30 protein-coding genes are annotated in these 26,454 nt (G+C 73.0%); 11 read left to right on the top strand and 19 right to left on the bottom strand.

The features are described from left to right. Window positions 1-32: 32 nt before the first annotated feature. The 3 genes from BLS43_RS15465 to BLS43_RS15460 form a co-directional block, all read right to left on the bottom strand. On the bottom strand, window positions 33-455 hold the full coding sequence (locus BLS43_RS15465) for a hypothetical protein (protein ID WP_093084756.1): 423 nt from the start codon (window positions 453-455) through the stop codon (window positions 33-35). Window positions 456-521: 66 nt separating this feature from the next. Continuing rightward, window positions 522-620, bottom strand: coding sequence for a TetR-type transcription factor C-terminal domain-containing protein (locus BLS43_RS32030; protein WP_176921348.1), 99 nt, complete (start codon window positions 618-620; stop codon window positions 522-524). Window positions 621-626: 6 nt separating this feature from the next. Continuing rightward, window positions 627-1,604: a LysR family transcriptional regulator gene (locus BLS43_RS15460; RefSeq protein WP_093084753.1), complete on the bottom strand. Its 978-nt coding sequence runs from the start codon at window positions 1,602-1,604 to the stop codon at window positions 627-629. 123 nt (window positions 1,605-1,727) lie between these two features. Here BLS43_RS15460 and BLS43_RS15455 point away from each other — a divergent pair, with 123 nt between their 5' ends. Together BLS43_RS15455 and BLS43_RS15450 are read left to right on the top strand one after the other, a co-directional pair. Continuing rightward, complete coding sequence (locus BLS43_RS15455; protein WP_093084750.1) at window positions 1,728-3,500, top strand: FAD-dependent oxidoreductase; 1,773 nt, start codon at window positions 1,728-1,730, stop codon at window positions 3,498-3,500. Window positions 3,501-3,526: 26 nt separating this feature from the next. Then, window positions 3,527-5,449, top strand: a complete 1,923-nt coding sequence (locus BLS43_RS15450; protein ID WP_425438548.1) for a maleylacetate reductase and hydroxyquinol 1,2-dioxygenase domain-containing protein — start codon at window positions 3,527-3,529, stop codon at window positions 5,447-5,449. Window positions 5,450-5,486: 37 nt separating this feature from the next. Here BLS43_RS15450 and BLS43_RS15445 read toward each other — a convergent pair whose 3' ends face one another. From BLS43_RS15445 to BLS43_RS15435, 3 genes are read right to left on the bottom strand one after another with little or no spacing between them, the layout of a single operon-like run. After that, window positions 5,487-5,837 (bottom strand): HNH endonuclease, encoded by a 351-nt coding sequence (locus BLS43_RS15445; RefSeq protein WP_245707512.1) that lies wholly within the window; start codon window positions 5,835-5,837, stop codon window positions 5,487-5,489. A 9-nt stretch (window positions 5,838-5,846) separates the two neighbouring features. Continuing rightward, complete coding sequence (locus BLS43_RS15440; RefSeq protein WP_093084744.1) at window positions 5,847-6,503, bottom strand: response regulator transcription factor; 657 nt, start codon at window positions 6,501-6,503, stop codon at window positions 5,847-5,849. Next, entirely contained in the window at window positions 6,491-8,338 is a 1,848-nt protein-coding gene (locus BLS43_RS15435) for a sensor histidine kinase (RefSeq protein WP_143030064.1), read from the bottom strand. Before BLS43_RS15435 ends, BLS43_RS15440 begins: the two co-directional genes overlap by 13 nt. Window positions 8,339-8,451: 113 nt before the next feature. Here BLS43_RS15435 and BLS43_RS15430 point away from each other — a divergent pair, with 113 nt between their 5' ends. The 3 genes from BLS43_RS15430 (at window position 8,452) to BLS43_RS15425 (ending at window position 9,908) form a co-directional block, all read left to right on the top strand. Then, window positions 8,452-9,099: a hypothetical protein gene (locus tag BLS43_RS15430; RefSeq protein WP_093084738.1), complete on the top strand. Its 648-nt coding sequence runs from the start codon at window positions 8,452-8,454 to the stop codon at window positions 9,097-9,099. A gap of 93 nt (window positions 9,100-9,192) precedes the next feature. Beyond that, window positions 9,193-9,327, top strand: a complete 135-nt coding sequence (locus BLS43_RS31690; protein WP_281245838.1) for a hypothetical protein — start codon at window positions 9,193-9,195, stop codon at window positions 9,325-9,327. Between the two features lie 41 nt (window positions 9,328-9,368). After that, on the top strand, window positions 9,369-9,908 hold the full coding sequence (locus BLS43_RS15425) for a nucleoside/nucleotide kinase family protein (RefSeq protein ID WP_093084735.1): 540 nt from the start codon (window positions 9,369-9,371) through the stop codon (window positions 9,906-9,908). Window positions 9,909-9,957: 49 nt separating this feature from the next. Here BLS43_RS15425 and BLS43_RS15420 read toward each other — a convergent pair whose 3' ends face one another. The 9 genes from BLS43_RS15420 to BLS43_RS15380 all read right to left on the bottom strand — a co-directional run bounded on the left by BLS43_RS15420 (window position 9,958) and on the right by BLS43_RS15380 (window position 18,464). Then, complete coding sequence (locus BLS43_RS15420; RefSeq protein ID WP_093084732.1) at window positions 9,958-10,692, bottom strand: hypothetical protein; 735 nt, start codon at window positions 10,690-10,692, stop codon at window positions 9,958-9,960. Beyond that, complete coding sequence (locus BLS43_RS15415) at window positions 10,692-11,582, bottom strand: ATP-binding cassette domain-containing protein (protein WP_093084729.1); 891 nt, start codon at window positions 11,580-11,582, stop codon at window positions 10,692-10,694. Before BLS43_RS15415 ends, BLS43_RS15420 begins: the two co-directional genes overlap by 1 nt. After that, a complete protein-coding gene (locus BLS43_RS15410) occupies window positions 11,579-11,941 on the bottom strand; it encodes a GntR family transcriptional regulator (RefSeq protein WP_093084726.1) in 363 nt (120 codons plus the stop codon). The genes BLS43_RS15415 and BLS43_RS15410 overlap by 4 nt, the downstream gene beginning before the upstream one ends. 94 nt (window positions 11,942-12,035) lie before the next feature. After that, window positions 12,036-12,680, bottom strand: a complete 645-nt coding sequence (locus BLS43_RS15405) for a hypothetical protein (RefSeq protein WP_093084723.1) — start codon at window positions 12,678-12,680, stop codon at window positions 12,036-12,038. Next, complete coding sequence (locus BLS43_RS15400; protein WP_218129836.1) at window positions 12,677-13,465, bottom strand: ATP-binding cassette domain-containing protein; 789 nt, start codon at window positions 13,463-13,465, stop codon at window positions 12,677-12,679. The genes BLS43_RS15405 and BLS43_RS15400 overlap by 4 nt, the downstream gene beginning before the upstream one ends. 35 nt (window positions 13,466-13,500) lie before the next feature. After that, window positions 13,501-14,271 carry an ANTAR domain-containing protein gene (locus tag BLS43_RS15395; RefSeq protein ID WP_093084720.1) on the bottom strand — a complete coding sequence of 257 codons (771 nt, stop codon included), beginning with the start codon at window positions 14,269-14,271 and terminating at the stop codon, window positions 13,501-13,503. Between the two features lie 98 nt (window positions 14,272-14,369). Beyond that, entirely contained in the window at window positions 14,370-14,993 is a 624-nt protein-coding gene (locus tag BLS43_RS15390) for a DedA family protein (protein ID WP_245707511.1), read from the bottom strand. A 104-nt stretch (window positions 14,994-15,097) separates the two neighbouring features. Further along, window positions 15,098-17,233 (bottom strand): 3-hydroxyacyl-CoA dehydrogenase NAD-binding domain-containing protein, encoded by a 2,136-nt coding sequence (locus BLS43_RS15385; RefSeq protein WP_093084717.1) that lies wholly within the window; start codon window positions 17,231-17,233, stop codon window positions 15,098-15,100. 10 nt (window positions 17,234-17,243) lie between these two features. After that, entirely contained in the window at window positions 17,244-18,464 is a 1,221-nt protein-coding gene (locus tag BLS43_RS15380; RefSeq protein WP_093084715.1) for an acetyl-CoA C-acetyltransferase, read from the bottom strand. 93 nt (window positions 18,465-18,557) lie between these two features. Between BLS43_RS15380 and BLS43_RS15375 the strand changes: the two genes are divergently transcribed. From BLS43_RS15375 to BLS43_RS15350, 6 genes are all read left to right on the top strand, one after another. Beyond that, window positions 18,558-19,292, top strand: a complete 735-nt coding sequence (locus BLS43_RS15375) for a MerR family transcriptional regulator (RefSeq protein ID WP_176921339.1) — start codon at window positions 18,558-18,560, stop codon at window positions 19,290-19,292. A gap of 14 nt (window positions 19,293-19,306) precedes the next feature. Continuing rightward, entirely contained in the window at window positions 19,307-19,951 is a 645-nt protein-coding gene (locus BLS43_RS15370) for a MerR family transcriptional regulator (RefSeq protein WP_093084711.1), read from the top strand. A 290-nt stretch (window positions 19,952-20,241) separates the two neighbouring features. Continuing rightward, the gene (locus BLS43_RS15365) at window positions 20,242-20,814 is read left to right on the top strand and encodes a ClpP family protease (protein WP_093085041.1); all 573 of its coding nucleotides are present in this window, start codon (window positions 20,242-20,244) and stop codon (window positions 20,812-20,814) included. Further along, window positions 20,814-21,431 carry an ATP-dependent Clp protease proteolytic subunit gene (locus BLS43_RS15360; protein WP_093084709.1) on the top strand — a complete coding sequence of 206 codons (618 nt, stop codon included), beginning with the start codon at window positions 20,814-20,816 and terminating at the stop codon, window positions 21,429-21,431. The genes BLS43_RS15365 and BLS43_RS15360 overlap by 1 nt, the downstream gene beginning before the upstream one ends. An 83-nt stretch (window positions 21,432-21,514) precedes the next feature. Beyond that, window positions 21,515-22,684 carry an FAD-dependent monooxygenase gene (locus BLS43_RS15355; RefSeq protein ID WP_093084707.1) on the top strand — a complete coding sequence of 390 codons (1,170 nt, stop codon included), beginning with the start codon at window positions 21,515-21,517 and terminating at the stop codon, window positions 22,682-22,684. 41 nt (window positions 22,685-22,725) lie between these two features. Further along, window positions 22,726-23,262, top strand: a complete 537-nt coding sequence (locus BLS43_RS15350) for a class I SAM-dependent methyltransferase (protein ID WP_176921338.1) — start codon at window positions 22,726-22,728, stop codon at window positions 23,260-23,262. On the opposite strand, the gene BLS43_RS15345 is transcribed toward BLS43_RS15350, so the two are convergent. The 4 genes from BLS43_RS15345 to BLS43_RS15330 are packed head-to-tail and all read right to left on the bottom strand — an operon-like array spanning window position 23,234 to window position 26,448. Next, entirely contained in the window at window positions 23,234-23,752 is a 519-nt protein-coding gene (locus BLS43_RS15345; protein WP_093084702.1) for a pyridoxamine 5'-phosphate oxidase family protein, read from the bottom strand. The two genes, BLS43_RS15350 and BLS43_RS15345, sit on opposite strands and share 29 nt — an antisense overlap. Before the next feature lie 30 nt (window positions 23,753-23,782). Further along, window positions 23,783-24,505: an SDR family NAD(P)-dependent oxidoreductase gene (locus tag BLS43_RS15340; protein WP_093084700.1), complete on the bottom strand. Its 723-nt coding sequence runs from the start codon at window positions 24,503-24,505 to the stop codon at window positions 23,783-23,785. A gap of 9 nt (window positions 24,506-24,514) precedes the next feature. Next, on the bottom strand, window positions 24,515-25,645 hold the full coding sequence (locus BLS43_RS15335) for an acyl-CoA dehydrogenase family protein (RefSeq protein WP_093084698.1): 1,131 nt from the start codon (window positions 25,643-25,645) through the stop codon (window positions 24,515-24,517). Further along, window positions 25,645-26,448 carry an enoyl-CoA hydratase-related protein gene (locus tag BLS43_RS15330; protein WP_093084694.1) on the bottom strand — a complete coding sequence of 268 codons (804 nt, stop codon included), beginning with the start codon at window positions 26,446-26,448 and terminating at the stop codon, window positions 25,645-25,647. Before BLS43_RS15330 ends, BLS43_RS15335 begins: the two co-directional genes overlap by 1 nt. Window positions 26,449-26,454 lie beyond the last annotated feature (6 nt).

The raw sequence follows: 26,454 nt of genomic DNA, 5'->3' as shown, positions 1-26,454 counted from the left end.
CGGCCGCACCGACCCCTTGCCCCGCCTCGCGCTCAGTGCGCACGCCTCCCGCCGGACTCGTCCACGGGGCTCAGCAGCCGCCGCACGAGCCCCCGCGCCGCCATCAGCACGACGATGAGCGAGGACACCGCCAGGAATCCGCCCAGGTCGGCCCGGTCACCGAAGACCAGGTCGACGAGCTCGAGCACCGCGAACTTGCTGCCGAACAGGACCAGCCACAGCAGCAGCCCGGCACCGATCCTGCCGGGCACGGTCTCGGCCGCCCGGAAGCGGTCGACCGCGCGGCCCTTGAGCAGGAGGACGACCTCGAGCACCACCTTGAGCAGCACCGCGGTCAGCAGCGAGACCGTGAAGGTCTCGGTGACCACGCCGGGCAGGTACTCGACGAAGAGGTTGAGCACGACGACGTAGACGAACACGTCGACGAGGGCGGCGGCTCTGGCCTGCTGGTCCACTGTCTCGCTCCCGAGGGGTCGGCTGCGGGGCCCGGCCCCGCGACGCCCTCTGCCGAGAGGGTGCGCTCAGTCTGCCGCGAGAAAGGGCTGCAGGAGGATGTCCGCGACCTCCGCCGCGATCTCCTCCAGGGTCAGCGGGCCGTCGGCCCGGTACCAGGAGTGCAGGGACTTCTAGAGGACGATCGAGGGGGACTCGGGTCGGCGCCTGCCGTGCTCGGGCCCCAGCACGTCGGGTTCGGGAGTGGACAGGGCGGACCGCAGGAACCGCCGCATCACCGGCGAGTCCTCGTCCGGCCGCCACAGCGCGGCCGTCTCCACCACGGCCGTGTGCCGGCGCAGCTGCCGGGCCACGAGCCCCTTCCAGGCAGGCCCCACGTACTGCGCGGGCAGCAGGGTGACCCCGACGCCCGCCTCGACGAGAGCGAGCGCGTGCATGATCGAACCCGCCTCGTGGCGGGCCCCGGCGGAGCGCCCGTCCCCGGCGACGAGCCTCCAGACCGCGCGGGTGTGGGCGGCGAACCCCTCCCCGGCGGAGTCGGCGAGCACGACGCGCGGGCCCGCCAGGCTCGCGAGGTCGACCCGCTCGTCGGACGCGGCCGGGTGCCCCTCCGGGAGCACCGCGACGAGCGGCTCCCGGGCGACCACCGCCACCTCCAGCCCCTGGGCCCGACCGTGGACGTGGCGGGTGTCGCCCGGGACCGCGGGCGGGAGGTGCAGGAGTCCCGCGTGGGCCTCGCGGTGGTGGACCCGCTCGACCACGTCGACGTCGGTGACCTCGCTGAGCCGGAGGTCGACGTCCGGCCCCAGGGTCGCGCTGCCGGTCAGGTGCGGCAGCAGCCGCGGCGAGACCGTGTGGCCGACGACCACCCGCAGCGCCCCCCGCGTTCCCGAGCCGACGGCCCGCACCATGTCCGAGGTCGCCGCGAGGTCCGCCAGGTGCCGACGGCTGCGTTCGGCCAGCAGCCGCCCGGCCGCCGTGAGGGTCACGCCCCGCCCGTGGCGCACCAGGAGCGCGGTGCCCAACTCGCGCTCGAGGGCCTGCAGGCGCACCGTCAGCGGCGGCTGGGTCATGTGCAGCGCGGCGGCGGCCCGGCTGATCGAGCCCTCCTCGGCGACGGCCAGGAAGCACTCCAGATCCCGCAGAACCATATGCTGACGCTATACGAGTACTCCCGAATCGGTATTGGACGAATGAATCAGTCGTCCATAGCCTGGCTTGTGAGCTGAGGCACAGAGGTGCCGGACGACATCGCACCCCAGAGACGAGGCGGCGTGAGCGCAACGCAGGACAGTGCCGAACAGATCCTCAGCACGGACGTGCTGGTCATCGGGAGCGGCCCGGCCGGAGCGTCCGCGGCCCTCTTCCTGGCGACCTACGGCGTGGACCACATCGTCATCACCAAGTACCGCTGGACGGCCAACACCCCCCGCGCCCACATCACCAACCAGCGGACCGTGGAGATCCTCCGCGACATGGGGATCGAGGACGACATCCGGGCGCAGGGCACGCCGTCGACCCTCATGGGCGACACGGTGTTCTGCACCAGCCTCGTCGGCGACGAGATCGGCCGGGTGCGGACGTGGGGCACGCACCCCGCCCGGCGCGCGGACTACACCCTGGCCAGCCCGTCGGACAACTGCGACCTCCCGCAGACCCTGCTCGAGCCGATCCTGATCGGCCACGCCGCCGAGCGCGGCAGCCGCATCCGGTTCGACACCGAGTACCTCTCCCTCGCCCAGGACGACGAGGGCGTGACGGTGACGGTCCGGGACCGGCTGTCCGGACACACCTACGCGATCCGGGCCAAGTACGTGATCGGCGCCGACGGCGGCCGCAGCCAGGTGGCCCAGGACGTCGGCCTGCCGTTCGAGGGCCGGATGGACCTCGCGGGCAGCATGAACATCGTGTTCCACGCGGACCTGACGAAGTTCGTGGAGCACCGGCCGAGCGTCCTGTACTGGGTGCTGCAGCCGGGCTCGAACATCGGCGGCATCGGGATGGGCCTGGTCCGGATGGTCCGGCCGTGGGACGAGTGGCTGGTCGTCTGGGGCTACGACATCGATCAGGCCCCGCCGGAGGTCGACGACGCCATGGCGACCAGGATCGTCCACGACCTCGTCGGCGACGACACCGTCCCGGTGACCATCCGCTCCACCTCGTTGTGGGGCAACAACAAGATGTACGCCACCCGCTACCGGGCGGGCCGGGTCTTCTGCGCCGGGGACGCCGTCCACCGGCACCCGCCGTCGAACGGGCTCGGCTCGAACACCTCGATCCAGGACTCCTACAACCTGGCGTGGAAGCTGGCCGCGGTCCTCTCCGGCGAGGCGGGCGAGGAGCTGCTGGACAGCTACGACGCCGAGCGCGCACCCGTCGGCAAGCAGATCGTGCTGCGCGCCAACAAGTCCATCGAAGAGTTCGGCCCCATCTTCGAGGCGCTCGGCTTCACCGACTCCGACGACCCCGCCGCGCAGCTGGCGAGCATGCGCGCCCGGTCCGAGGACACCCCGGAGGCGGCCGCGCAGCGGATCGCACTCCGCGAGGCCCTCGAGCTGAAGGACTACGAGTTCAACGCCCACGGCGTGGAGCTGGGCCAGCGGTACCGCTCCGGCGCGGTCGTCGGCGACGACACGCCCGAGCCGGAGCACGACCGCGACCCGGAGCTGTACTACCACCCGACGACCTGGCCGGGCGCCCGGCTGCCGCACTGCTGGCTCGGGCGGGGCGGCCACAAGGTGAGCACCCACGACATCACCGGCAAGGGCCGGTTCACGGTGCTGACCGGCATCTCCGGGCAGGCCTGGGCCGAGGCCTCCGCGGGGGCCGCGCGGACGCTCGGCCTCGAGATCGACGCCCACGTCATCGGTCCCGGCCGCGAGTACACCGACGTGTACGACGACTGGGCGCGGCTGCGCGAGGTCGGCGAGTCCGGCGCGGTGCTCGTCCGGCCGGACGCGCACGTCGGGTGGCGGGCCCACGAGCTGCCCGCCGATCCCGAGAAGGCGCTCACCGAGGCCCTCGCCCAGCTACTGTCCCGGTCCTGACCGCGCCCCGAGAAGGAGGCACCTCCGTGGTGACGAGCTTCGTCCGCACAGTCCACCCGGCCCGGATCGTGTTCGGCCGCGGCACGCTGGAGACCGTCCCCGAGGAGGTGGAGCGGCTCGGCCGCACCCGGGCGCTGGTGCTCGCCTCACCGGAGCTCGCCGAGCTCGGGGACCGGGTCGAGAAGGCCCTCGGTCCGCTCGCCGTGGCCCGGTTCGACGGTGCCGCGATGCACACCCCGGTGGAGGTGACGACCACCGCGCTCGAGGTGCTGCGCGAGGTCGGGGCCGACTGCGTCGTCGCCGTCGGCGGCGGCTCCACCACCGGGCTGGCCAAGGCCCTGGCCGTCCGGACCGGGGTGGACCAGGTGGTGCTCCCGACCACCTACGCCGGCTCGGAGGTCACCCCGGTCCTCGGGGAGACCGCGGACGGTGTCAAGACCACCCGCTCGGCGCCGGAGATCCTGCCCGAGACCGTCGTCTACGACGTCGAGCTGTCCGCGGACCTGCCCGTCGCGATGTCGGTGACCAGCGCCGTCAACGCGCTCGCGCACGCCGTCGAGGCCCTGTACTCCCCGGACGCCGAACCGGTCACCGACGCCCTCGCCCTCCAGGCGATCCAGCTGCTGGCCCGCGGGCTGCGCGCACTGCCCGCGGACCCCCGTGACCTCGACACCCGCTCGGACCTGCTGCGCGGGGCCTGGCTCGCCGGGACCTGCCTCGGCTCTGTGGGCATGGGCCTGCACCACAAGCTCTGCCACACCCTCGGCGGCAGCTTCGACCTCCCGCACGCCCCGACCCACACCGTGGTCCTCCCCCACGCCATGGCCTACAACGCCGACGCCGCCCCGGAGGCCATGCGGCGCATCGCCGAGGCGCTCGGGGCCACGAACGGGCAGGACGCCCCGACCGCGGTGTTCGACCTCATCGGCCGGGCGGGCGGGCCGACGTCGCTGCGGGAGCTCGGGCTCGCCGAGACCGACCTCGACCGGGTGGCCGACCTGGCGAGCGCCACGCCGTACCCGAACCCCGCCCCGCTGACCAGGGACGGGCTCGCCGGGCTCCTGCGCCGGGCGTGGGCGGGCGAGCGCCCCGCGGGGAGCTCCACAGCGGCGACGGCAGCGGCGACGGCCCGCATCACCGAGCAGGTCGTCGAGAGCGTCGCCGACACGCCGGATCCGCGGCTGCGCCACCTGCTGACCGACCTCGTGCGGCGCCTGCACGCCTTCGCCGTCGACAACGACCTCACCCAGCCCGAATGGCAGTACGGCATCGACTTCCTCACCCGGGCGGGCCACATCACCAGCGACACCCGCCAGGAGTTCGTGCTGCTCTCGGACACCCTCGGGTTGTCCAGCGTGGTCGACCTGCTGACGAACTCCCGCACCCCCGACAGCACGCCGTCCGCGGTGCTCGGCCCCTTCTACGTCGAGGGGCCGCCGGAGCTGCCGCAGGGCAGCGACATCAGCCGCGGCGCCCCCGGCGTCCCGCTGTCCGTGGACGTCCTGGTCACCGACACCGCCGACCGGCCGGTGCCGGACGCGGTCGTCGACGTCTGGCAGTCCGACGACAACGGCTTCTACGACGTGCAGCTGCCCGACCTCGACGGTCCCGTCCTGCGCGGGCGGCTGCGCACGGACGCCGAGGGCAGGCTGCGGTTCCGGTCCATCCTCCCGTCGGAGTACCCGATCCCGGACGACGGGCCGGTCGGCGGCATGCTGACCGCGACCGGGCGGCACCCCTACCGGGCCCCCCACCTGCACTTCCTGATCCGCTCGCCCGGCCACCAGCAGCTGGTCACCCAGCTGTTCGTGCGGGGCGGACGCTACCTGGACTCGGACGCGGTCTTCGGGGTCAAGGACGATCTCGTCGTCGACTTCACGCCGCACACCGGCCCGGACGGCGAGGAGCGGCGCGAGCTTACCTTCACGTTCCGACTCGCCCCGGCCTGAGCGCCGGGGCGGCTCGACCCGCATCCGGGCGGGGCGCTCACGGGACGGGGTCCGGGGCGACGGCGAGCGCCGCTCGGACCTCGACGTAGCGGCGGAGGAAGGCGTTCTCGTCGAGCCGCTTGCGGCGCATCCAGCCGGTGACCTCGGCGTTGCACTTGCTCGCGTTGCACGAGCGGCAGGCGGGGACGACGTTCTCGACGGTGTAGCGCCCGCCCCGCGAGATGGGCAGGACGCAGTCGCGCTGCGGGGCGTCGTCGAGCGCGCCGCAGTAGGCGCACCCGCCCCAGGCCTCGCGCAGCGCGGCCCACTGCGCGTCGGTCAGGTCGTTGACGGCCGCGGCCACCCGCCTGCGGCGCCGCGCGCCGATCCGGGCCTTGCGAGTCACCACCAAGGCAGTCTAGGAGCGGCCACCCGGGATCTCGGGTTGCACACGCCCGGCGAACCAGGTGAGCACCGCCAGCACGCGCTGGTTGTCCTCGGGCCCGGCTTCGAGCCCCAGCTTGTCGACGATCGAGCGGAGGTGGGCCTCGACCGTCCGTTTGGAGATGACCAGGTCCGCGGCGATGCCGGCGTTGCTGCGACCCGACGCGACACGCCCCAACACCTCCACCTCGCGGTCGGTGAGCACCGCGAGCTCGGCGTGGCCGTCCAGCACCGCCGGGTCGATGACGGTCCCCCCGGAGCCGACGGTCTCGATGTCGTCCAGGAACACGGCGGTGTCCAACACACGGTCCTTGAGCAGGTACCCGAAGGCCGTGACCCGGCCCCCGGCGAGGTCGGCGACGAGTGTGGGGTCGATGGCCTGGCTGAGCACGAGCACGGCGAGCTGCGGGAACCGGTCGCGCAGGTAGACGGCGGCGCGGGCGCCGTCGTCGGTGTAGGTCGGCGGCATCCGCACGTCCGCGATCACCAGGTCGGGGCGGTGCCGATTGACCTCCTCGACCAGCACGCGGGCGTCCCCGACCTGCGCGACGACGATGTGTCCTGCCGATTCGAGCAGCCGGACGAGCCCGTCGCGCAGCAGGACCTGGTCCTCGGCGATCACGATCCGCACGGGACCACCGCCTCGACGGCGGTGCCGGTGGGGACACCGTCGCGGACCACCAGCACCCCACCTCCGGCGGCGACCCGCTCGGCGAGGCCGCGCAGTCCGGACCCGAGGCGCGGATCAGCGCCGCCGCGGCCGTCGTCGGTCACCGTCACGGTGAGGGCGCCCGCGGCGAACTCGACACGGACGTCGACCCGGCTGGGCGAGCCGTGCTTGAGCGCGTTCGCGACGGCCTCCCCGGCGACGTAGTACGCCGTGGTCTCGACCTCGGGCGGGAAGCGGGCCGCGGTCACGTCCAACGAGACGACCGGCCGCGCGGCGCGGAAGAGCGAACCCAACGCGACCGCGAGTCCCTCGCGGGCCAGCAGCTCCGGCTGCCGACCGCCCCCGAGCGCCCGCACCTCCTCCACGGCCGACCGCAGCGTCCCGACCGTCTCCTCGAGCAGCAACCGGGTCGCGGGATCGTCGACCCCGCGGCCACTGAGCTGCAGGTTCAGCGCGAGACCGAGCAGGCGCCCCTGGAGGCCGTCGTGCAGATCCTGGGCGATGCGGCGACGTTCGTCCTCGGCGGCTGCCGCCGCACGGCCGGACGCGTACTCGAGTGCGGCCTCCTGGGCAGCCGGGCGCAGGATCGCCGCGAGGTCGCCGAGGGAGTCCAGCCGGGCCGCGCCCTCCGGTGCGCCCGGCAGCGCCACGACGGTCGGCTCCCCGTCGGTGGTGGCGAGCACGACGTGTCCGGGCAGGTCCCGCATGGTCCCCTCCATCCCGATCCAGGTGCCGGGGGCGACCCGGAAGGCCAGCGTGAGATCCGGGTCCTCCACCAGTCGGCGCAGCACCACCAGGACGCTGCGGCGATGCTGCCCCTCCCCGACGTCACCGACCAGGGACAGCTCGTGGCGCAGCTCGGCGGAGGGGTCGACGACCCGGGCGAGCCATCCGTGCAGCCGCAGCCAGGGCCAGGTCAGCAGCCCGGCCACGGCCGCGCCGGCGAGCAGCGCCCAGCCCGCCGCGATCGCGGGCATGAGCAGCGCGGCGACGGAGCCGACGATCAGCACGAGCGTGCCGAGGACCCCGTGGAGCGCCAGGACCACAACCCGGGTCCGTAGGATGGGCGAGCCCGCGGGGGCCGTCGTCGCCGTCGCGATGAGGCCGCAGAGCAGCGCGCCGACCGCGAACCCGAGGAACAGTGCGGTGAGCGACGCGTCCTCACCGGCTCCGACCCCGGCCGCGAGGAACCCCAGCGCCGTACACCACACGATGATCGCGACCGGGATCATCGCCGCCACCGCGGCGAGGATCGCCCGCCGTCGGGTCTCGCCGCCGGACCCGACGACGGCTCGCCAGGTCGCGATGGGGGCGAGGAGGAACGAGCCGAACCAGAGCACGCCTGACGGCACCTCGGCGCCCGGCACCCCCGCAAGAACCAGCCCGACCATCCCGATCCCGACGACCGCGAGCAGCAGGATCGCGGTCTCCCAGCGCCGGTCCCGGTTCCCGACCACCCTGGTACGGGCCAGCACCGGCACCAGCTGGACCAGCGTCAGCGGGAAGATGTGCCAGCCGTCGGCGAGCAGGCCGACCACGAGTCCGAGCATCAGCACGGTCGGGTACGCCGCCGTCGTGGCGCCGAGCAGGCCGACGCCGGGGACCACGCCCCGGGTCGCGCCGCGCGGCCGGGAGGCCGCGACCAGCAGGACGGCGACGCCCGCGGCGAGCATCGCGGGCCCCACGCCCGGGCCGAGCCGGAGCTCGGCAGCGGGCAACGGCATGAGCGACACGGTCACGTACGCGGCGACGAACGCGCCCGCAGCCACGGCCCAGACCGGCCTACTCGGCTTCATCGGGCCATCCTGCCGGAGCTCGGGGCCCGGAGGATCGGTGTTCACGCCGATGTTCCCGGGGCACGGGCCACCTAGCGTCCTCGCTCACCATCCGCCGAACGAGCGAGGTCGTCATGAGCTCCACCATCGCCCCCACCACGTCGAGTGCATCGGTGACGCCACTTCCGGGCGGCGCCGCCGCCGCGATCGGCGGCGCCCTCCTGCTCGCGGTGTGCAACGTGCTGTCCGCCCTCGCTCCCCAGACGGGGACGACCCGCGACACGATCGCCTGGTTCGGGGAGAACCCGGGTCTGGCCGAGGCCGTGAGCGCCACCGGGCTCCTCGCCGCACTGCTGCTCGTCCCCGGCATCTGGGCGGCCGTACAACGGCTGCGGGGGGTCGTCGCGGGCGTCGGCGGATGGCTGATGGGCAGCGGATACCTGCTCTCTACCGTGCTCTCCTTCGAGACGCTGACGGTGTCGGCGATCCTCGCTGCGGGCGGGGATCCCGGGCTCCTCGCCGTGGCGTCCGACGCCCACGCGCCCACTACCGCCTTCGCGGTCTACGTCCTGTTCGGGCTCGGCGCGCTGGTCGGCACGCTCCTGCTCGGCATCGCCATGCTGCGGTCGGGGGTCCCCTCCTGGGCGGGCTGGGCGATGATCGCCAGCGTCCCGGTGCGGATGATCGGGCTCCTGACCGGCCTTACCCTCGTCGGCCCGCCGCTCGCCTCGCTGCTGATCGCGGTGGGTTTCGCGGGAGTGTTCGTCGCCCGGCGTCGATGAGAGGTCCCGGATGTCGTGCACGCTTGTCCCCTCTGTGTGCCCCCACGTAGGGTCGAACGCACCGCGCGACGCGGCGGCGTCGATGCCGGCCGTGTGGGCGGCGGCGAGCACGAGGTCGAACGTCGCCGGGGCCACCGCGGGGAGCGGGGCGGCCGCCCCACCGAGATCAGCCTGGTCGCCTTCCTCGCCCTCGACGCGGCCCGCGGCTACGCCGCCCGTGCGCGGTAAGTGGTGCCAGAGCACCACTTACCGCGCACGACAATGGCGGGATGAGCCTCGTCGAACTGGTGGTCGGCCGCGCGCCCGGCCCGGGCGGCTGTCGGTTGGTGACGATCGACGGCCGCTCGGGCGCGGGCAAGTCCACCCTCGCGGAGCGGCTGGGTGCCGAGCTCGGTGCACCGGTGCTGTCGATGGAGGAGCTTTACCCGGGCTGGTCGGGGCTGGCCGCGGCCGTACCCCTGGCCCGGGACTGGATCGCCGCGCCGCTGTGGCGCGGCGAGCCCGCGCGCTGGTGGCCGTGGGACTGGGCCCGCGGGGAACGCGGGTCCGCGCGGGTCCAGCCGGTGGCGCCGATCGTGCTGGTGGAGGGCTGCGGCTCCGGGGCCGCGGCGCTGCGGCCCTTCACCTCCACCGCGGTCTGGCTCGAGTGCCCCGAGCCCGACCGGGACCGCAGGTTGCGGTCCCGGTCGGACTGGTCGGGCTACGCGCCGCACGCGGCGGACTGGCGTGCCCAGGAGGACGCGCTCTACGCGCACCACCCGACCCCCGACGTCACGCTGCGGTGCCCACCGCACGGCTCCGCAGCGTGAGGACCGGGCCGGGCCTGCCCACCCCCCAGCGGGCGGGCCCGGCGGCCGGTCACGGCTGGGCCCGCCGCAGCAGCAGGTACGTCACGCCCCAGAGGACCACCGCCAGGACCGCGGGCACCAGCGCCAGCGCGGTCAGCGGCGGGACACCCGCCAGGAACGAGCCGAACGCGCCCCACGCCTGCCGCCAGGTCAGCAGGGCCGCGCCCAGCCCGACCGCCAGGACCACCACGATCGTGGCGACCCACATGCCCGCCTGGCCGAACCGCTTGAAGATCGCGCCCGTGACCAGCCCCAGCCCCGCCAACCCGAGGAACGGCACGGAGTAGACGAGCCACTGCAGGAACCAGTTCTCCTGCACCAGGTACGGCACGCCGAAGAAGGTCAGGTCGATCCCCCAGCCGCCGGTCAGCTCCTCGACCGCGCGCAGCAGGGTCAACACCAGCCCCTGACCGAACGCCTCCACCACCGTGAGCCCCGCGGTCCCGAGCAGGAAGTGCCTGCGCGTCACCGACAGCCCGAGTGCGAACGGGAACCACTGCACGACCGTGAAGGCCTGGCCGATCAGCACGAAGATGTAGATCGACAGGACGCCGCCGGTGATCCGCGGCTCGTTCGGACTCTCCGGGATCAGCGACCAGATCAGGAGGTTGACCACGAAGGCGGACCCCAGGATCGCCCACGGCATCCCGAGCGAGAGGCCCTTGTTCACGTTCTGGATCCGCGCCGCGGCCAGGACGCGGTGGCGCCGCAGGGGCGCGTCGAGGGCGAGGGTGCTCGTACTCATCAGACGGCCACCTTCCGGTCGTGGAGGTCGCCCCGCGCCTGCTGGGTCGTCCGCACGACCAGCTGCTGCAGGGACACGGGCTCGAACTCGAGGCCCTCGGCGCGCAGCCGCGGATCGGGGCCCGCACCCTGGAGCGTCACGCGCAGGAAGCCCCCCAGCTGCTCGCGGTGCAGCTCGGTGTAGCCCGCGGCGAAGGCCTGCACCGCCGCCGTCGGGCCGGTGACGGTGACGGCCCGACCCCGCAGGACGTCCGCGTCCTCGTCGATCACCACCCGGCCGCGGTCGACGACGACGACGTGCTCGATCAGGTCGCTGACCTCGTCGATCAGGTGGGTGGACAGCACCACGGTGCGCGGGTGCTCCGCGTAGTCCGCGAGCAGCCGGTCGTAGAACAGCTGCCGGGCGACCGCGTCGAGCCCCAGGTAGGGCTCGTCGAAGAAGGTCAGCGGCGCCCTCGATGCGAGCCCGATGATCACCCCGACCGCGGAGAGCTGACCGCGGGAGAGCTTCTTGATGCCCTGCTTCGGGCGCAGGGCGAAGTCCTCGACCAGCTCGGCGGCGAAGGCCGCGTCCCAGCTCGGGAACAGGATCGCCGCGGCGCGCAGCGCGTCCCGCACCCGGTAGCCGTCCGGGTAGCGCTGCGCCTCGCGGATGAAGCAGACCCGGTCGAGCACCCGCGCGTTCTCGTAGGGGTGCTCCCCCAGCACCTCGACCTGCCCGGCGGTCTCGACGTTCTGACCGGTCAGGATCTGCATGATGGTGGTCTTGCCCGCGCCGTTGCGGCCGAGCAGACCGTGGATGGTGTTCTCCCGGAGCTCGAGGCTCACGGCGTCGAGCGCGGTGACGTCGCCGTAGCGCTTGGTGACCCCCCGCATCCTGACGGCAGTCATGTGTCGTCCCCCCAGACGTCGATCATCTTCTTGATCTGCTCGGCGTCCATGCCGAGCTTGCGGGCCTCCGCCAGCAGCGGGGCGATGTAGCCCCTCGCGAACTCCTCGCGGCGCCGCTCCAGCAGCTGTGTCCGCGCCCCGGTGCTGACGAACATCCCGATCCCCCTCCGCTTGTAGAGCACCCCGTCGGCGACCAGCCGGCTCACGCCCTTGGCCGCCGTCGCCGGGTTGATCCGGTGGAACGCGGCCAGCTCGTTGGTCGACGGGACCTGCCCCTCCTCCGGCAGCGTGCCGTCGACGATCGAGTTCTCGATCTGTTCGGCGATCTGCTGGAAGAGGGGCTTCCCGTCGTCCCTCACGGCGACCGCACCACCCGGTCCGGGTCCGTTGGTTCGTTACTCATGTAGGTAACCATGCAGCCACTGCACCCACGATGTCAAGCGGCGGGACCGGTCAGCGGCGGCGCGCGACGCCGACCGCCACCGCGGAGGCGGCTCCGACCAGCAGGAACGCCACCGCGAGCGGCACGAGGAAGGCGCTCGGCCCACGATCGTCGGCGAGCGCCGCGACGGCCGCCCCCACCGGCGGGAGCCACGGCTGCACCGCCGTACAGAGGACCACGATCAGCCCGATGAGCAGCGACCACCCGATGCGGGCGACCAGCGGCCGCGCGACGAGCAGGCCCACCGCCGTGCCGGTCACCCCGGCGGCGAGGTGGGCCAGCACGCCCTCGACGACGTGTGCGGCGCTCGCCCCGCGGGCCACCATCGACCCCGCACCGACGGACAGCGCGGTGAGCAGGACGACCCCGGCCAACGCCACGAGCACGGTCCCACGCACGACGGGCCCCGGCCCGCCCGCCGCGGCGACGGTCACGCTGCGCTGCACGGGGTCCTCGGTGTTCGCGACGGCCACCGCGAGCCAGGTCGCCACCGGGTAGAGCGCGAGCGACGAGGCCGCCCACGGTGCGGGCAGCGGGCCGGGATCGCCGCCGAAGAGCACCGCGAGCACCGCGAGCTGCGCCACGATCGGGATGAGCACCCGCTGCGCACGCCAGACGTCGGAGAGCAGGTAGCGGGCGACGGCGAACGAGGTCACGCCGGACCCACCGACACGACCGAGCCACCGTGCCGCAGCGCGGCGAGCAGCACGGCGTCGACCTCGCCGGGCGGGAGCGTGAGACACGCCCGGTCCGCGTCGACCCGGCCGCGGAGGCCGAGCTCGGCGAGCAGGGCCGCGGGGTCGACCGCGCGCAGCACGACCGCCACCGCGGGCGCCGCGAGCGGGCCGGTGTCCGCGTCGGCCGGCTCCGGGATCAGCACGCCGTCGACCAGCCGTACGTGCCGCGCCCCGGGGATCCGGGCCGCGCGGCCGGTGTGGTCGGTGACCAGCAGGGGCACGTCCAGGTGCGCCAGCAGCACCGGCAGGTGGTCGGCGGCCGCACGGTCCAACCCCGCCCACGGCTCGTCGAGCACCACCAGCCCGGGACCGCCGCCGAGCGCCTGGGCGAGCCCGACCTTCTGTGCGTTGCCCTTCGACAGCCGCGCCATCGCCTCCTCGCGCGGCCCGGCGAACCCGAGCGCGTCCAGCAGCTCCGGTTCGGCCGCCGTGCCGCGGATCGCGGCGAGATGACGCAGGTAGACCCCCGCCGGCATGCGGAGCTGGGCGGGGAACCGGTCCGGCAGGTACCCGACGACGCGGGGGCGGCCTCGCACCCGTCCGGCGGTCGGGGAGGTGCACCCGGCCACGATCCGCAGCAGCGTCGACTTGCCCGAGCCGTTGGCCCCGGACAGGACCACCGGGCCGTCGAAGGCCAGGTCCACGCCCGCGAGCACGGGTGGGTTCCGTCGGTACCGCTTGTGGATCCCCTCGGCCCGCAGCACGCCCTCAGGCTGTCAGACGCCCCGGCGGGCCGTGCTCACAGCTCCCCGCGCCGGGCCGCGAGGGTCTCCGCGACCTGGGCGAGCTTCACGTTGAGGTCCTGGGAGGTCCGCCGCAGGATGTCGAACGCCTCCTGCGCGGTGATCCCGCGCCGCTCCATGAGGATGCCCTTGGCCTGGCCGATCACGTCCCGGCTGCGCAGGGCCTCGCGCAGCTGGGCCGCCTCCAGCTCCGCCGCCTCGCACGACCGGGTCGCCGCCAGCGCGGTCGACGCGTACGCCGCCAGCACGAGGGTCAGGTCCCGGTCCTTCGCGTCGAGCGCGCCCGGGGTCAGCGAGTACAGGTTCAGCGCCCCCATGCGGGGCGTCTCCCCCTGCGGGAACAGCCCGACGGCGAGCACCCCGCCCACCCCCAGCTCCAGGGCGGCGGGCGCCCACCGGGGGAACTGCAGCGCGTCGGCCAGCGCAGGCTCGTGCACCACGCCCAGCCCACCCTTGCGCGTCGCCGCCACGCAGGGCCCCTCGTCGAACCGGTACTGCAGCTCGTCGAGCCGGGTGGCCAGGGCGTCGGTCTCGACGGGGGTGCGGAAGAGGTCCGCGGAGTCCCGGAGCGTCACGCTCACCAGGTCCGCCCCCGGCACGACGGCCCGCGCGGCGTGGACGACCTGATGCAGCACCTCGGACACCGTGGAGACCCGCGACAGGCTCTCCCCGAGGCGCACGAACTCGTCCGCCAGCGGCCCGGTGTCCGCACCGCCTGCGGCCACGAAGAGGTCGCGGTCCTCCGTCCACTCCTGCTCGGTGGTCACTCACATCCGCCCTTCGCTCGGCCCGACCAGGAATCGTGTCCTGCTCCGGCGACGAGGGCAACCCGGCCCACGCGCGTGTCCGCGCGGGCGGGCGCGCGTCACCGCCGGTGTTGGCCCTGGTAGGCGTTGCGCGCGCGGAGCCGGCGCAGGACGAGCCAGACCACGACCAGCACGCCGACGACGAGCATCACCTTCGAGACGGGGTCGACGTATCCCTCGACCTGGTCCCAGTTCTCGCCCAGGACCCACCCGAGGCCGATGAACAGGCCGTTCCACACGGCGCTGCCGAGGGTGGTGAGCAGGGTGAACCGCCACAGCGGCATCCGCGCCAGGCCTGCCGGGATCGACACCAGGCTGCGGATCAGCGGGACGCACCGGGCCAGCAGGACGATCTTGCCGCCGTGCCGCTCGAAGAGGGCGTAGCCCTTCTCCAGGTCCTTCTGGCTCGACAGGACGAACCACTTCTTGCCCGCCAGGTGGTGCAGGCGCTCGTAGCCCAACCAGGCGCCGACGCCGTAGAGCACCAGGGCGCCGAGCACCGACCCCGCGGTGGCGGCGGGCCACACCCAGAAGGCGTCGACGGCGCCGGTGCGGGCGCGGAAGCCCGCCAGCGGCAGGATCAGCTCGGACGGGATCGGCGGGATCACGTTCTCGAGGAAGATCAGGAACCCCACCCCGGCGGCTCCGAGACGGTCGACGATCGAGAAAATCCAGTCGGCCACGGGCTGCAGTTTGCCCGATTCGCCTGAAAGCTTCCTGAGGAGACGACGCGACCGACCCGTGAGTGGCGATAGTCGCCATAGCGACTATCGCCACTCACGGGGGATCAGGCGGTGGCGCGCTCGCGGAGGGACTTCGGCACGTCGAAGCGGGGGCCGTACTTGTCGCGGAACTCGTCCGCGCGCTTCACGAAGCCCGCGACGCCACCGGGGTAGCCCTCGACGTACTGCACGACGCCGCCGGTCCAGGCCGGGTAGCCGATGCCGAAGATCGAGCCGATGTTCGCGTCCGGCACGGTCTCCAGCACGCCCTCGTCGAAGCAGCGCTGCGTCTCGATGGCCTCGATGAACAGCATCCGCTCGGAGAGCTCGTGCAGGTCCACGTCGTGGTTGGTGGCGTGGAACGTCGAGCGCAGGTCCTTCCACAGCCCGACGCGCTTGCCGTCGACGTACTCGTAGAACCCGGCGCCGCCGGACTTCCCGGTGCGGCCGAGGTCGACCAGCGTGTCGACGATCGCGTCCGCCGGGTGGGCCACCCAGGCGTCCCCGGCGGCGGCCTGGGACTCCTTGCGGATCTTCTGCGGCAGGGTGAGCGTCAGCTCGTCCATCAGCTGCAGCACCGGCGCGGGGTAGCCCGCCTGCGAGGACGCCTGCTCGATCGTCTGCGGGTCGATGCCCTCGGCCAGCATCGAGACGCCCTCGTTGATGAACGTCCCGATGACCCGCGAGGTGAAGAAGCCACGCGAGTCGTTGACCACGATCGGCGTCTTGCGGATGCCCAGGGTCACGTCGAAGGCCTTGGCCAGCGTGGCGTCCGACGTCCGCTCGCCCTTGATGATCTCGACCAGCGGCATCTTGTCGACGGGCGAGAAGAAGTGCAGGCCGATGAAGTCACCGGGCCGCTCGATGCCCGCCGCGAGCTCCGTGATCGGCAGCGTGGAGGTGTTCGAGCACAGGAGCGCGTCCGGCTCGATCACCTTCATGGCCTCGCGGAAGACCTCCTGCTTGAGCTCCACCGACTCGAACACGGCCTCGATGACGATGTCGCAGCCGGCGAGGTCGTTGTAGTCGGCGGTCGGGGTGATCTTCTCGAGCAGGGCCTCGCCCTTCTCCAGCGTCACCTTCCCACGCTTGACGCCCTTGGCCACCAGGCCCTCGGAGTACGCCTTGCCCTTCTCGGCCGCCTCGAGCGAGACGTCCTTGAGCACGACCTCCCAACCGGCCTGCGCGCAGACGTAGGCGATGCCCGCGCCCATCATCCCGGCGCCGAGCACGGCGGCCTTGCGCGGCGTGTACTTGTCGTACCCGTCCGGGCGGGACTTGCCGCCGTTGATCGCCTGCAGGTCGAAGAAGAAGGCCTTGGTCATGTTCTTGCTGACCTGGCCGACGACGAGGTCGACGAAGTAGCGGCCCTCGATGCGCAGGGCGGTGTCGAAGTCCACCTGCGCGCCCTCGACGGCCGCGGCGAGGATGTTGCGTGGCGCCGGCATCGGCGCACCCTTGAGCTGCTTGCGCAGGTTCGCCGGGAAGGCCGGGAGGATCGCGGCCAGCTTCGGGTTCGACGGCGCGCCGCCCGGGATCTTGTAGCCGGGCTTGTCCCACGGCTGGGCCGCCTCCGGGTTCGCCGCGATCCAGGCCTTCGCGAGCGTGATCGTCTCCTCCGTGGAGGTGGCGAGCTCGTCGATGATCCCCAGCTCCAGTGCCTTCTGCGGCTTGTGCCGCTGACCCTGCGCGAGGACGTTCATGAAGCCGTTCGCGATGCCGAGCATCCGGGTGATGCGGGTGACGCCGCCACCGCCCGGGAGGAGCCCGAGGGTGACCTCCGGCAGCCCGTACACGACCCCGCGGGCGTCCAGCCCGACGCGGTGGTGACAGGCCAGCCCGATCTCCAGGCCGCCGCCGAGCGCGGTGCCGTTCATCGCCGCGACGACGGGCTTGCCGAACTTCTCCAGCCTGCGCAGCTGCGCCTTGACCTCGGTGACGTTCTCGAACACCGCCGGGCCGTCGTCCGGGCCCGCGGAGGACAGGTCGTCGAGGTTGCCGCCGGCGAAGAAGGTCTTCTTGGCGGACGTGATCACCACGCCGCTCAGCTCGTCCCGCGCCGCCTCCAGCTCGGTGATCACCTCACCCATGGCCTGCTTGTAGGCGTCGTTCATGGTGTTGGCGCTCGCGTTCGGATCGTCGAGCGTGACGATCGCGACGCCGTCGGAGTCCTTCGCCCAGCGGACTGCCTTGTCAGACACAGATTTCCCCTCAGACCCGCTCGATGATGGTCGCGATGCCCATGCCGCCACCGACGCACAGCGTGGCGAGCCCGCGCCGCAGGTCGCGGCGCTCCAGCTCGTCCACCAGCGTGCCGACGATCATGGCGCCGGTGGCGCCGAGCGGGTGGCCCATGGCGATGGCACCGCCGTTGACGTTCGTCTTCTCGGCCGAGATCCCCATGTCGCGCATGTAGCGCAGGGCCACCGCGGCGAACGCCTCGTTGATCTCGAAGAGATCGATGTCGTCGACCGTGAGCCCGGCCTTGGCCAGCGCCTTGCGGCTGGCGGGCGCGGGACCGGTGAGCATGATCGTCGGGTCCGCGCCGGACAGCGCGGTGGAGACGATGCGAGCGCGCGGGGTGAGCCCGTTCGCCTTGCCCGCCGCCTCGGTGCCGATCAGGGTGAGTGCGGCGCCGTCCACGATGCCGGAGCTGTTGCCCGCGTGGTGTACGTGGTCGATCTTCTCGACCCAGTGGTAGCGCTGCAGCGCGACGGCGTCGAACCCGCCGTCCTGCCCCATCATCTCGAACGACGGCTTCAGGCCCGCCAGGCTCTCCAGCGTGGCGCCCGCACGCACGTGCTCGTCTCGGTCCAGCACGGTCAGGCCGTTGCGGTCCTTGACCGGGACCACGGACTTGGCGAAGTAGCCGTTCGCCCACGCCTTGGCCGCGCGGGTCTGCGACTCGACCGCGAAGGTGTCGACGTCCTCGCGGGAGAACCCCTCGATCGTGGCGATCAGGTCGGCGCCGATGCCCTGCGGCACGAAGCCCGTGGTGTAGGCGGTGTCGGGGTCCATCGCCCACGCGCCGCCGTCCGACCCCATGGGAACTCGACTCATGGCCTCGACGCCGCCGGCCAGGACCAGCTCCTCCATGCCGGAACGCACCTTCAGCGCCGCGGTGTTCACGGCCTCCAGGCCCGAGGCGCAGAAGCGGTTGAGCTGCACCCCCGCCACCGTGTCCGGCAGCCCGGCGGCGATCGCGGCGGTCTTGGCGATGTCGCCGCCCTGGTCACCGATGGGCGAGACGACGCCCAGCACCAGGTCGTCGATGGTGTTCGGGTCCAGCTCGGGGAAGCGGGCACGCAGCTCGTCGATCAGCCCGACCACGAGCGAGATCGGCTTGACCTCGTGCAGCGAGCCGGACGCCTTGCCCCGGCCACGTGGTGTGCGGATCGCGTCGTAGATGTACGCCTCGGGGATCTCGCTCATGCGAACCCTCTCGTGGGTGGGGACAGTCATCGTCACCACCTTTGTTACAGCAGGACTGTCACATAGCGCAAGCCGTCGGCTAGCCTGGATCACATGGCCGAACCCGAACTGCTGACGGTCGACCAGCTCGCCCTCCGGACCGACACCTCCGTCCGGACCATCCGGTACTACGCGGGTCGCGGGCTGCTCCCTCCGCCGCGGCTGCGCGGTCGCACCGGCCTGTACGGCCCCGACCACGTCGCCCGGCTGATGCTGGTCGCCGAGCTCAGCGCGCTCGGGTTCACCCTGACGGCGATCGAGCGCCACCTCGAGCGCCTGCCCCCGACCGCGGGCCCCGAGGAGCTGGCCCTGCAGCTCGCCCTGTTGACCCCCTGGGCGCCCGAGCAGCTCGACGAGGTCGACCGCGCCGGCTTGGAGGAGCGCGCGGGCCGTCCGCTCGACGAGCAGGCGGTGGAGCGGCTGATCGCCTACGGCGTGGTCGAGCGGCTGGACGGCGACCGGTTCCGCGTGCAGGGCCAGGTCGCCCTGGCCGCGGTCATGGACCCCCTGGACGTGGACCTGCCCGTCGAGTTCTGGGCCCGCTCCCGAGAGATCATCGACCGGCACACCTCGGCCCTGGCGGACGACCTGATGGCCCTGTTCCAGGAGCAGGTCCTGCAGCCCTACCGGGACGCCGGGCGGCCCGCCGACCAGCGCAGCAGGCTCGCCGCCGCCCTGTCCCGGCTCAAGCCGATCACGGTGCAGGGGGTGGTGACCGCGTTCGGCCGGGCGGTGAACCGGTCCATCCGGGAGCGTGCGACACGAGTGAACAGCGAAGCTATCCGATAGTTACAGTATCGGCCATGCGCATGGCCGAGCTCAGCCGCACCACTGGGGTCCCGGTCGCGACGATCAAGTACTACGTCCGCGAAGGTCTGCTGCCCCGCGGCGAGGTCACCACGTCGCCGAACCAGGCGGACTACGGCGACCGGCACGTGCGCAGGCTGGCCCTGGTGCGGTCGCTCGTGGAGGTCGGCGGGCTGTCGATCGCCGCGGTGCGGGCCACGCTCGCCGCCGTCGACGATCCCGCGGTCCCGCTGCACGACACCCTGGGCATGACGATCGAGGCCGGCGACCCGGCGTCGACACCGGCCCCGGACGACGACGCGCAACGCGCCGCGGAGGCGCGGGTGGACGAGCTGCTCGCGAAGCACGGCTGGTCGAACCGCCCCGGCGCGCCCGCCCGCCAGGCCGTGATCGACGTCGTCGCCACCATGTCGCGGGTCACCGGCACCCGCCTGGACTCCGTGCTGGAGCCCTACGTCGAGGCCGTCGCCGCGATCGCCGAGGCCGACCTCGACACCGTCTCCGCCCTGTCGGACGTCGAGGAGCGCGTGGAGACCGCGCTGGTCGGCACCGTGCTGGGCGACCGCCTGATCGCCGCCCTGCGCCGGATCGCGCAGGAGACCGTCTCGGCCCGCCGATTCCCACCCCGGGAGACGCTCTGATCCGCGGGCACCGCCCCGCTCCTGCTCGCCGCCGGGCCGGTTCACCCGGGGCGAACGCCGTCCGCCCCGGGTGAAAGCCGGGCCGTCCGGCGGCCGACCGGTCCTAGCGTCGACCACACCAGGTCGAGATGAACCTCAGGGCGATGCGACCGCCTGCGGAATCGCCTTCAGGTTCATCTCGGCGGAGCGTCGAGCGCCAGGAGGACACCGTGCCCGTTCCGACCCCGAAGCCGAACCCGCCGTTCCGGATGCCGGCCACCCCGCTGGACCAGGCCCTGCCGCCCACGCGGATGAGCGCGACCGCCTCGGTGCCCGGGCTCGGCGACTCGGTCTTCGAGCGGCTGCTGACCCACCGGATCGTGGTCCTGGGCCAGGAGGTCGACGCCGACATCGCGAACCGGATCGCCGGCCAGATGCTGCTGCTCGCCGCGGAGGACCCCGAGGCGGACATCTCGCTGTACATCAACTCGCCCGGCGGGTCGGTGCACGACGGGCTCGCCGTCCTCGACACCATGCGGTTCATCCCGTGCGACGTCGCGACCTACGGCATGGGGCTCGCCGCCTCGATGGGTCAGGTCCTGTTGTCCGCGGGCACCCCGGGCAAGCGGTACGTGCTGCCGCACACCCAGGTGTTGATGCACCAGCCGAGCGCGGGCGTCGGCGGCAAGGAGACCGACATCCGGATCCGGGCCGAGCTGCTGCGGCGCAACAAGGAGGAGATGGCGGGCCTGATCGCCGCGCACACCGGGCAGACCCAGGAGCAGATCCTGGCGGACTTCGACCGGGACCGCTGGTTCACCGCCCAGGAGGCCCTGGAGTACGGCTTCGTCGACCACGTCGTCGCGCGGGCCGGGCAGGCCTGATGCCCGAGATGCGCTACACGCTGCCGTCCTTCGTCGAGCGGACGAGCTACGGGGTCAAGGAGTCCAACCCCTACAACAAGCTGTTCGAGGAGCGGATCGTGTTCCTCGGCGTCCAGATCGACGACGCCTCCGCCAACGACGTCATGGCCCAGCTGCTCTACCTGGAGTCCGCCGACCCGGACCGGAAGATCTCGCTCTACATCAACTCACCCGGCGGCTCGTTCACCTCGCTCATGGCGATCTACGACACCATGCAGTTCATCCGCCCGGAGATCGAGACCGTCTGCCTGGGGCAGGCCGCCTCCGCCGCGGCGGTGGTGCTGGCGGCGGGCTCGCCCGGCAGGCGGCTCGCCGTGCCGAACGCGCGGGTGCTGATCCACCAGCCCGCCACGGACGTCGTGCAGGGGCAGATCTCGGACCTGGAGATCCACGCCGCCGAGATCGCCCGCATCCGTCGCCAGATGGAGGAGGCGCTGGCCACGCACACCGGCCGCAGCCTGGAGCAGGTGCACACCGACATCGAGCGGGACCGGATCCTCACCGCCGAACAGGCCCGCGAGTACGGGATCGTCGACGACATCATCACGCCCCGGAAGCTGCGGCTCCGCCGCCTGTGAGCGGCGAGTGGTGCCAGAGCACCACTCGCCACTCACGACCGCGTCGGCGCGCGGTTCCGGCCCCGGCGGCCGAGACTCGGGACATGGACGCTCTGATCTCCGGGGCCGGGATCGCCGGACCCGCGCTCGCCTACTGGCTCGATCGGTACGGGTGGACCACGACCGTCGTCGAGCGGGCCTCGACGACGCGGGACGAGGGACAGAACGTCGACGTCCGGGGTGCGGCCCGGGAGGTGCTGCGGCGGATGGGGCTCGAGGAGACCGTGCTCGCCGCGCACACCGGCGAGACCGGCACCGAGTTCGTCGCGTCCGACGGCCGGGTCGTCGCCGCGTTCCCCGCGGGCGAGGGCGACACCGCGGGCGGTACGGCGGAGGCGGAGATCCTGCGCGGGGAGCTGTCCCGGATCCTGCGCGAGCACACGCCGCACACCGAGTACGTTCTCGGCGACCGGATCGCCGCCGTGACGGAGGACGGGGAGGTGGAGCTCGCGTCCGGCGGCGGTGGCCGGTACGACCTGGTCGTCGCGGCGGACGGGCTCCGGTCGAGCACCCGGGCCTTGCTGTTCCCCGGGGACCCCGTGCGCGAGCTGGGCATGTACGTCGCCTACCTGGCCCTGCCGCGCACCGCCACGGACACCACGCAGTGGCGCTGGCTGACCGCGGGGCGCAGGCGCAACGTCTGGCTGCGGCCGGACAACCTCGGCTCCGTCCGCGCGGGCCTGGCCTTCCTCTCCGACGTCCGCGGGCTGGCCGAGCTCGACCGTGCGGCCCAGACGACGATCCTGCGCCGCACGTTCGCGGACGTCGGGTGGGAGACCCCGCGCATCCTCGACGCCCTGGACGACACGCCCTTCTACTTCGAGGCGGTGGGCCAGACCCGGCTGCCGTACTGGAGCCGCGGCCGGGTCGCGCTCGCGGGGGACGCGGCGCACTGTGCCTCGCCGATCAGCGGGATGAGCACGAGCCTGGCCCTGGTCGGGGCATACGTGCTGGCGGGTGAGGTGAGCGCGGACCCCGTGCACGGCCTCCGCCGGTACGAGGAGGTCCTGCGCCCCTACGTCGAGCGGGCGCAGAAGCTGCCACCCGGCGCCCCCGGCCTGCTCAACCCGAGGACCCGGGTCGGGACGGCGGTCCTGCGCGCGGGCTTGCGGGTCGCCTCCACGGCGGTCGGCCTGGGCCTCGACCGGGTCTTCTCCCCGCCCGCCGACTCGTTCACCCTTCCCGACTACGCGATTCGCGCTCGTGCGTGGTAAGTGGTGCTCCAGCACCACTTACCACGCACGGGGGAGGGTGGGTGAGGGTCGTCGAGGAGCGGCATCTCGGGCTGAGGGTGCTGTGCCCCGCGGAGGAGCCGCCGTTCGACGAGGTCGGCGACGAGCTCCTGCCGCCGCACTGGGCCCGGCTGTGGCCCAGTGCGCTCGCGTTGGCGGAGAGCCGGTTCCCGGCCGGGGCGCGGGTGCTGGAGATCGGGTGCGGGCTCGGGTTGCCCGCGCTCGCCGCGGCCCGGGCGGGCGCGGACGTCACGGCCGTCGACCTGTCGCTGACCGCCGTCGACCTGGTGCGCCGCTCGGCGGCACTCAACGGGCTCACTCTGCGCGCCCAGGCCCGCAGCTGGACCGACCTCCAGGGCGAGTGGGACCTCGTGCTGGCCGCGGACGTGCTCTACGGGCACCGCAACGTCGTCGAGCTGCGGGAGGTGCTGCCGCGGCTGGCCCCGGAGGTGTGGCTGACCGACCCGGGCCGCCCGCTGACCCCCGAGCTGCTCGCCGACTGGGACGTGACCAGCGCCGCCCCCGGCGAGGTCACCCTCCATCGGCTCCGGCGACGCTGACCGGGTCCGGGGCGTAGGCGACCATCCAGGTGGGCTCGATCCGGTAGAACACCACGTCCGTCCACACGAACGCGTCGGCGCCGTAGTGCCCCTTCAGGTACTCGAGGGTCTCGGGCCAGGCGGGATGGTCCGGGTTCAGCCGGACGGCCCGGCCGTGGGTGAAGATCCCGAGATCGTCGCCGCGCAGGTGGGCCGCGCTCACCGCGGGCCGCGCCGCGAGGTGGCGGGCCTTCGCCGCCGACGGGTCGGTGCCGAACACCCACCGCCCGTGCAGGAGGTGGCCGTCCACCCCGCTGACCCGGGGCTCCCCGGCGCGCGTCACGGTGGACACCGCGAGCGTGCACATCCCCCGCGCCACCCGCACCAGCTGCGGCGCCGTCAGCGTCCGCTCCCCCGGCGCGACGATGGACCGCAGGTGGCCGGTGGAGCGCTGCAGCGAGGAGTCCAGGAGGTCCTGGAGGGCGGCGATGTCGTCAGGGGTCTCGAACACGGGACCAGTGGACCGCGAAACCCTGACAGGTCATGACATGGTCAGCCCGCCGCTCACGCTGACGGTCTGCCCGGTCAGGTACGCGGCGTCCGCCGAGGCGAAGAAGGACACCGTGTTCGCGAGGTCGCTCGGCTGCGCGAGCCGTCGGAACGGAATGGCCTTGACCAGCGCCTCCTTGAGCGCGTCGCCGCCCATCGACGCGAACAGCTCGGTGTCCGTCGGGCCCGGGCACACGCAGTTGGCGTTGATCCCGTGCCGGGCGGTCTCGCGGGCGATCGTCTTGGTGAACGCGATGACGCCGCCCTTCGCGGCCGAGTAGACGGCCTCACCGGAGGAGCCGACCCGGCCCGCGTCGGACGCCACGTTGACCACCGTGCCGCCACCTTGGGCGATCATGATCGGCAGGATCGCCTTGCACGTGTGCAGCACCCCGTACAGGTTGATGGCGACGATCCGGTCCCAGACCTCGGGATCCGAGTCGACGAAGGGGCAGGCGACGTCCCAGCCCGCGTTGTTGACCAGGACGTCGATGCGGCCGTGCTCGGCCCTGACCTGCGCCACCATCGTCTCCACCGACGCACGGTCGGCCACGTCCGCCCGCAGCCCGAGGCCTCCGACGGCGCTGCCGGTCTCGACGGCGGCGTCGAGGTCCACGTCGGTCGCGACGACGAGGCACCCGTCGGCGGCGAGGCGCTCCGCGACGGCCCGGCCGATCCCGCGACCGGCACCGGTCACGACGGCGATCCTGTTCATGGCGAACTCCTAGGGTGCGAGATCGCGACCCACCCGTTCACGGGCGATCACGAGCTTCATGATCTGGGCGGTGCCGTCGCCGATCTGCAGGCCCAGCACGTCGTTCATGCGTTGGGCGAGGGGCAGCTCGGTGCGGTAGCCGTACTGGCCGTGCAGCAGCACGCACTGCGTGACGGCGTCGTGGGCGACCTTGGGTGCCCACCACTTGCACTTCGCGGCCTGGGCGGTGTGCGGGAGGTCGCGATCCTTGCGCCACAACGTCTCCAGACACAGCAGGCGCGCGGCGTCGAGCAGGGTGTCCGCCTCGGCCAGCGGGAAGGCCACGCCCTGGTTCGTCGAGAGGGGGCGGTCGAAGGCCTCGCGGCGGGCGACGTACTCCCAGGTCTCGTCGACGCTCTGCGCGGCGCAGCCCAGGCACTGCAGGCCGATCAGTGCACGGCTGAAGTCGAAGCCCCGCATGACCTGGGAGAACCCGCGGCCCTCGGCGCCGATCAGGTGGTCGCCGGGGATCCGGGTCCCCTCCAGGTGCACCGCGCCCCGTTGCACCGCACGGGTGCCGACGTCCGGGTAGGGCTCGCGGCGCACCCCGTCCAGCGGCACGAGGAAGGCGCTGATGTCCTTGCCGCGGGCCTGCGACGGGCCGGTGCGGGCGAACACGACCGCGGCCGCGGCGTCGAGGGCGAACGACAGCGACTTCACCCCGTCGAGCACCCAGTCCGAGCCGTCGCGGCGGGCGGTGAGCCGGGGGACGCCGGCGTCGGACCCGGCGTGGGGCTCGGTCAGCCCGATCCCGACGACGTCCGCCCCGGAGCAGATCCTCGGCACCCACTCCGCGGCGAGGTGCGGAGCGGCGCCGACGAGGATCTGGCCGACCAGCGAGCCCACGACCTGCAGGTATCCCGCGCTGATGTCGCCGCGGCCGATCTGCTCGACGATCAGGCCGGTGGTGACGCGGTCGGTGCCGCCCCCGCCGTACGCCACGGGCAGTTCGGAGCCGAGCAGACCGGCCGCTCCGATCTCCCGGCGCAAGGAGGGCTCGAGCCGGGTCCGACCGCGGTAGCTCGGGAGGAGCACCTCCTGCGCGATCCGCCGCGCCGACCCGACGAGCTCGGCCTGCGCAGGAGTGGGCGCGAAGTCCATCAGTGCGGCCGGTAGTACTTGTCGAACTCCGGCGGACGCTTCTCGGCGAAGGCCTTCGCGCCCTCCATGCCCTCCTCCGACACCGCGAACAGGTCGAGCGCGGACATGGCCATGTTGGACAGCCCCGCCTGGTGGTCGGTGTCCGCGTTGAAGGACTGCTTCAGCACGCGCAGGGCGGTGGGGCTCTTGTCGGCCACCTCGGCCGCCCAGGCCTTCGCGGTGTCCATCAGCTCGTCCGCGGGCACGATCTCGTTGACCAGGCCCATCTCGAGCGCCTGGGCGGCGGAGTACTGCCTGCACCAGAACCAGATCTCACGCGCCTTCTTCTCCCCGACCACGCGGGCGAGGTAGGCCGAGCCGAACCCCGCGTCGAACGAGCCCACCTTCGGACCGGTCTGGCCGAAGCGCGCGGTGTCGGCGGCGATCGAGACGTCGCACAGCACGTGCAGGACGTGTCCGCCCCCGATCGCCAGGCCGTTGACGGCGGCGATGACCGGCTTCGGGACGTCCCGGATCAGCTTGTGCAGGTAGCCGATCTCGAACATCCCGGAGTCGCTCGGGCCGTAGTCGCCGGTCTCGGCGCGCTGCTTCACGTCCCCGCCGGTGCAGAACGCCTTGTCCCCGGCGCCGGTGAGGATGATCGCGCGGACGGCGTGGTCGGCCCACGCGGCCCGGAACGCCCTGGTCAGCTCCTCGACGGTCTTCGCGGTGAACGCGTTGTAGCGGTGCGGGCGGTTCATGGTGATCACGGCGGTGGTGCCGTCGACCTCGTAGACGATGTCGGTGTAGTCGGCTGGATGCATGCGGGA

It is taken from the genome of Pseudonocardia oroxyli, assembly GCF_900102195.1.
GTDB lineage: Bacteria > Actinomycetota > Actinomycetes > Mycobacteriales > Pseudonocardiaceae > Pseudonocardia > Pseudonocardia oroxyli.
The sequence above is the reverse complement of the archived record's forward strand: the minus strand, read 5'-3'. Positions and strand labels throughout refer to the sequence as shown.